The sequence below is a fragment of the Novipirellula sp. genome (genome assembly GCF_041583735.1).
Lineage (GTDB): Bacteria > Planctomycetota > Planctomycetia > Pirellulales > Pirellulaceae > Novipirellula.
On sequence record NZ_JBFHFD010000679.1, the window covers coordinates 1 to 4,652 of the forward strand.

Consider the following 4,652-nt stretch of genomic DNA (forward strand, 5'->3'; position numbering starts at 1 on the left):
AACAGACCTGTTCGCAACACGATGCCAGGCAGCAACCACGGACGCCAGTCCGTGGTTAACTGCAGCGTCGATGACCTCACGTAGTCTAGGCTTCCAGCCTGGGAATCACAGCAAACCCAGGCTGGAAGCCTAGGCTACGTTGAATTCAAAATCCTTCAGCGGAAACCACGGATTAACAGCCGTGGCTACCGTCTGCCATCGCTTCGCGAGTTGGAAACACCTACATCGATGATCTCACCCGAACTCGGTACGTATTCGCTTTTCATTCTTTGGCTGCGGGGACGGTTAACCAGAGGCTTTGGGTGGTGACCACGTCTCGTAGTGAGTGGATTGCGGTGTACGTGATGGCAGCAGCCGTTTTGTCGGCATTAGCCGTCAGACGGGCGGTGATGCGAAAAGGGCCTTGAAAGCTGATGGTCTTGTCGGCGACGAGTTTTAATTTCACCGATTTTGACGTGTCGCCTTTACTCTCCGAGACGACCGACTCGGCCTTAATCCCTTCTGGCAGCCCCTCGGCGCTGATCGTTAACTCTTGGTCAAAACCATGCTTCCTAGCAATCGCCACCGGAATCTCCACGGTCCCTTCTTTGCCGGTCGCAAAGTGATCTTCGCTGACCGTCAATTCCACTGCCGGTAACACTTCGGTGATGACGACGCTGTAGGCGTGACGAGCACTGTGCCCATCGACCAGATCCGATACTTGCAGCTCTAATTCGCTGGCCTCGTTCGCCGTGAACTCGGCCACCGAGTCGTATTGCCCTCGCGATACGTCATCGTTGCGGGCCAGCTCGCTGCCGTCGGCGACATGGATCACACGCAGTTGTGAATCGAGCGGCAAATCAAATGCTCGCGAGTGGAGTTCTGCTCGATACCGCTTGGCGGGTTGCGCTTGAAAACGCAGGCGGTCGACATCGTTCGCTTCGCTTAGGTGTCCGGAAAAGACGCACGGCAACGATGCAGCAATCGCAAAATCACTGTCCTGGGATTCGGAAACGATAACAGCATCATGCGGCAGTGACGTTTGCCACTGCCACCCAAGTGACGCAGCAAGGTGGGTGATCCGAGCCGAATGGTCCGTCGCCACAGAATGATGCAGATCGTATTTGGGCGGCAGGTTCCATCCGTACGGAGTGGTGTCGGAAGCGACCGCATTTTCGGGCAGTACAAGCGGTAACACGTGGTCGACGTAAGCGTCCTGGGTCATCCGAATGCTGTAGACAAATGTTGCCGAACCAGCGTAACCAATCGTTCCGGTGGGGACCTCGGGAAAGGCAAAGATCCGCACCCATAACTCGCGGTCTTCCTCGGGCTCGTAGACCAGTTGCGGATCGATTCCTCGATCATCATCGGCTTGAGACAACACGTTGCCTTGTTCGTCCACCAATTGCATCACCGCGTCCATTGGCGACCCGAGCGGCCGATTCGCAAACGTGGTTGCGACAAACGTTTGTCCCTGTTTTAGCTGGACGCGATAGGTGTCAATCTCGTTGGATTTGGCGAGTCGTCCATAGGCAATTGCGGGAAGCGAGATCGGGGTGGCTTCGGCAATCTTTTGGTTCGGTTCGACTTCTTCGATCGCCGCTGCGGATTCAATCAACAACGGAACAAGCTTCGATGCAGACGCATCGTCGAACAGCCGGATCCATGCAATCCCGGGGGCGGCGTCTGCGGGCAACTTGACACTGAGTTGGCCCGAATCTTTTTCGATGATCACCTCGACGTCGTCACGATCTACAACGGCTTTGACGGGCCACTTCGGAAATTTGCCTTCGGCTTTGACAGTCGTCGTATTTCCGACCGAGACGACCGGAGGATAAAAGCGATCGAGTTGCACTTGGGCCGCTGCGAGCGTAGGAAAGGCCAACCCGAGCAGGATTGAAACGGTGGCAATGATCGATCCTTTAGCGGTACGGCGCAAGCCGTCCGGTTTGAAGCGTGCGGAAACATGCAAACGAGCGGCGAACGACTGGAGGGCTTGCGCCCTGCCGCTAGAGGGCGAGGCGACGGTGGGGCGTAACTTCAATTCGATTTGCATCAGCTCATCAATTCCGAGATCGGTGTGGCGTCGCTGACCAAGTGCACCGGTCGGCCTTCGGGGGAGTGCAACATTTGCCCGGCATCGATCCCGAGTTTGCGATAAACCGTTGAGACAAAATTTTCAGGCGAAAGTACACGCTCCACCGCGGCGTAGCCGTGGCGATCGGTGGCGCCGATAACTTGGCCGCCCGAGGTTCCTCCGCCAGCAAACATGACGCTCATCGCGTTAGACCAGTGATCGCGGCCGCCGCGGTCATTGATTTTTGGCGTCCGTCCGAACTCGCCCAAGGCGATCACGAGCGTCCGCTCCAGCATGCCACGGTCCTTCAAATCGGACACAAGTGCCGCGATGGTCGCTTCGAACGACGGCATCTTTTTATCGTAGGCGTCAAACAGGTCGGTATGATGATCCCAACCGCCTTGCACTAAGGTGACAAAGGGAACCCCGGCGCTGACCAGACGGCGTGCCAATAATGCTTGCTGGCCAAAGGTGTTGCGGCCGTAAGCGTCACGCACCTTGTCCGGTTCGGAATGGATGTCAAAGGCGGCTTGTGATTGGGGGCTGCTAACCAATTCCATGCCTTGGGCATAAAATTCGTCGGCTGCCATGACGGGATCCCCCGCGGCTGCGTCTTTGATCCGTTTCAGTTTGTCGATCTGATTTCGAATGTCTTGACGCGATGCGAATCGTTGATCGGTTAACCCGCTGGGGATCGTCACATCGCGGACTTGGAACGATGAGCTGTTCGGATTGTCGGGAACGACAAACGGAGCGTGTTTGGCGCCGAGAAAATTCGGTCCTCCCGAACGCGACATGCTGGGGATCGAAAAGTAGGCTGGAATGCCATCGGGGGCACCGACTTGGTGCGAAACGACGCTTCCCAAACTGGGATGAAAGCTGACAAACGCACCGCAGCCCACCGGAATTCGCGGTGGAGCTCCGGTCATCATGTAGTGGTTACCCGCACCGTGATTGCCTTGATCATGCCGGATCGAGCGAACGATCGCCAAGTCATCCGAGATCGCCGCCAACCGTTTCATCGGCTCGGAAAACTGGATGCCAGGAGTTTGCGTTGCGATTGGTTCGTATTTGCCTCGAATCTCGATCGGTGCATCGGGTTTCGGGTCAAACGTCTCGTAGTGACTCGGGCCGCCATCCATCCAAATCAGGATGCACGCGTCGGCTTGTCTTTTTAATAGCGACGCAGGCGTTTCCGACGCATGAGCCGAGGTCGCCTGCAGCGCCCCGGCCAATCCACCGGCGATCAAACCGTGCAGACCAAGTTTCAACCCGTCGCGGCGTGTAATGCCGTCACAATTGCGATGGTGGTTTCGATTCATGTATCCGTACCTAGTTCAAGATTGAGAATTCTGGGGAATTGAGCATCGCCCACATCAGGTCTTCGATCACGCTGCGTCGATTCTCGGCCGAGGTGACTAGCTCAACCGCGTAGTCGCGTTCGTCCGTTGTCGGATATCGCGTGAAGATCGCCAAGTACAACTCGTCGACAATTTGCTCGGGTGACTTTTCACTCGCAGCCAATTCCGCCGCGCGACCGTTGTCCGAACGAACACGCGTGTCAAGCTGTTGCGAGTTCATCAAATGCAGTGCTTGGGTGACCGTCGAATCGGGCGTCCGTTCGCACGGCGGATCTTGATTTTCGTTGGGGCGGCCGAAGGTATCGAGAAAGATCGAATTGACTCGCGTTGTCCAAACTTGGTTAGCACGCGAATCGGGCGGCATCGCCTGGAACGACTCGGTTGTTTGGGTCACATCGGCCACGGCATCGGCCAACACTTCGGCTCGCAACCGGCGACGGTAGTGACGTGAATAATTCAGCCGATCGGCGACATTGGACGCCGTCGGTTCGGAACTGTGCAGATAGACTTGCGACAACGTAATCGTTTTGAGCAGATGTTTGAAATCGTAACCTGAAGTTTGAAAATCTTTGGCCAATGCACTCAACAGCTTCGGATTGGTCGCCGGATTGGTAGTACGTAGATCGTCGACCGGTTCGACAAGCCCTCGTCCCATCAGGATTCCCCAAGTGCGATTGACGTGGACTTGGGCAAAGAAGTCATTGTCGGTGGACGTCATCCATTTTGCGAGCGCATCGCGAGGATCGGTCGGGTCGCCATAATTCTCTGCGATCGGATCATCACCTTCCACCTCCGCGATTTCGAATAGCGGCGTCGGCGTCATCGTTTCGCCGGTCAGCGGGTGCGACACCGAGCCTTTGCTCGAAGTGAACACCACCTCTTCGCCACCGGAGATTGGCGGCGACAGCCCGGTGCCCTTGTAGCCCACTTTAGAGAAGTAGGCAGCGAACTGGTAGAAATCTTGTTGGCTCCATCGTTCAAACGGATGGTGGTGGCATTTGGCGCAGTCCAATCGGATGCCCAGGAACAATTGGCTGACCATCGTTGCGACTTCATCGGGACTGCGACGATCACGATACAGGGTGGCGGCTCCATTTTGCCAAGTGCTTCCTTTGGCGGTCACCAATTGACGAACAAAGGTGTCATAGGGGACCTCGTCACGGAACTGTTGCCGGATCCAGTTGTCGTAGTTCATCACCGCCTTGATGCCGACGCGGTAGGGATTCGGACGCAGT

Annotated in this window: 3 protein-coding genes; all 3 read right to left on the reverse strand. The window is 56.4% G+C overall.

All coding sequences use genetic code 11. The features are described 5' to 3' along the window. Positions 1-262: 262 nt before the first annotated feature. Positions 263-2,035, reverse strand: a complete 1,773-nt coding sequence (locus ABX962_RS30790) for a serine protease (protein WP_372725319.1) — start codon at positions 2,033-2,035, stop codon at positions 263-265. Continuing rightward, positions 2,035-3,378 carry a DUF1501 domain-containing protein gene (locus ABX962_RS30795; protein WP_372725320.1) on the reverse strand — a complete coding sequence of 448 codons (1,344 nt, stop codon included), beginning with the start codon at positions 3,376-3,378 and terminating at the stop codon, positions 2,035-2,037. The genes ABX962_RS30790 and ABX962_RS30795 overlap by 1 nt, the downstream gene beginning before the upstream one ends. 10 nt (positions 3,379-3,388) lie before the next feature. After that, a partial coding sequence (locus tag ABX962_RS30800) for a DUF1553 domain-containing protein (protein ID WP_372725322.1) occupies positions 3,389-4,652 on the reverse strand: 1,264 nt, incomplete at its 5' end.

Excerpts from the sequence above, each read along its gene's own strand:
- ABX962_RS30790 (WP_372725319.1), bottom strand. The coding sequence starts at position 2,035 with ATGCAAATCGAATTGAAGTTACGCCCCACCGTCGCCTCGCCCTCTAGC.
- ABX962_RS30795 (WP_372725320.1), bottom strand. The coding sequence starts at position 3,378 with ATGAATCGAAACCACCATCGCAATTGTGACGGCATTACACGCCGCGAC.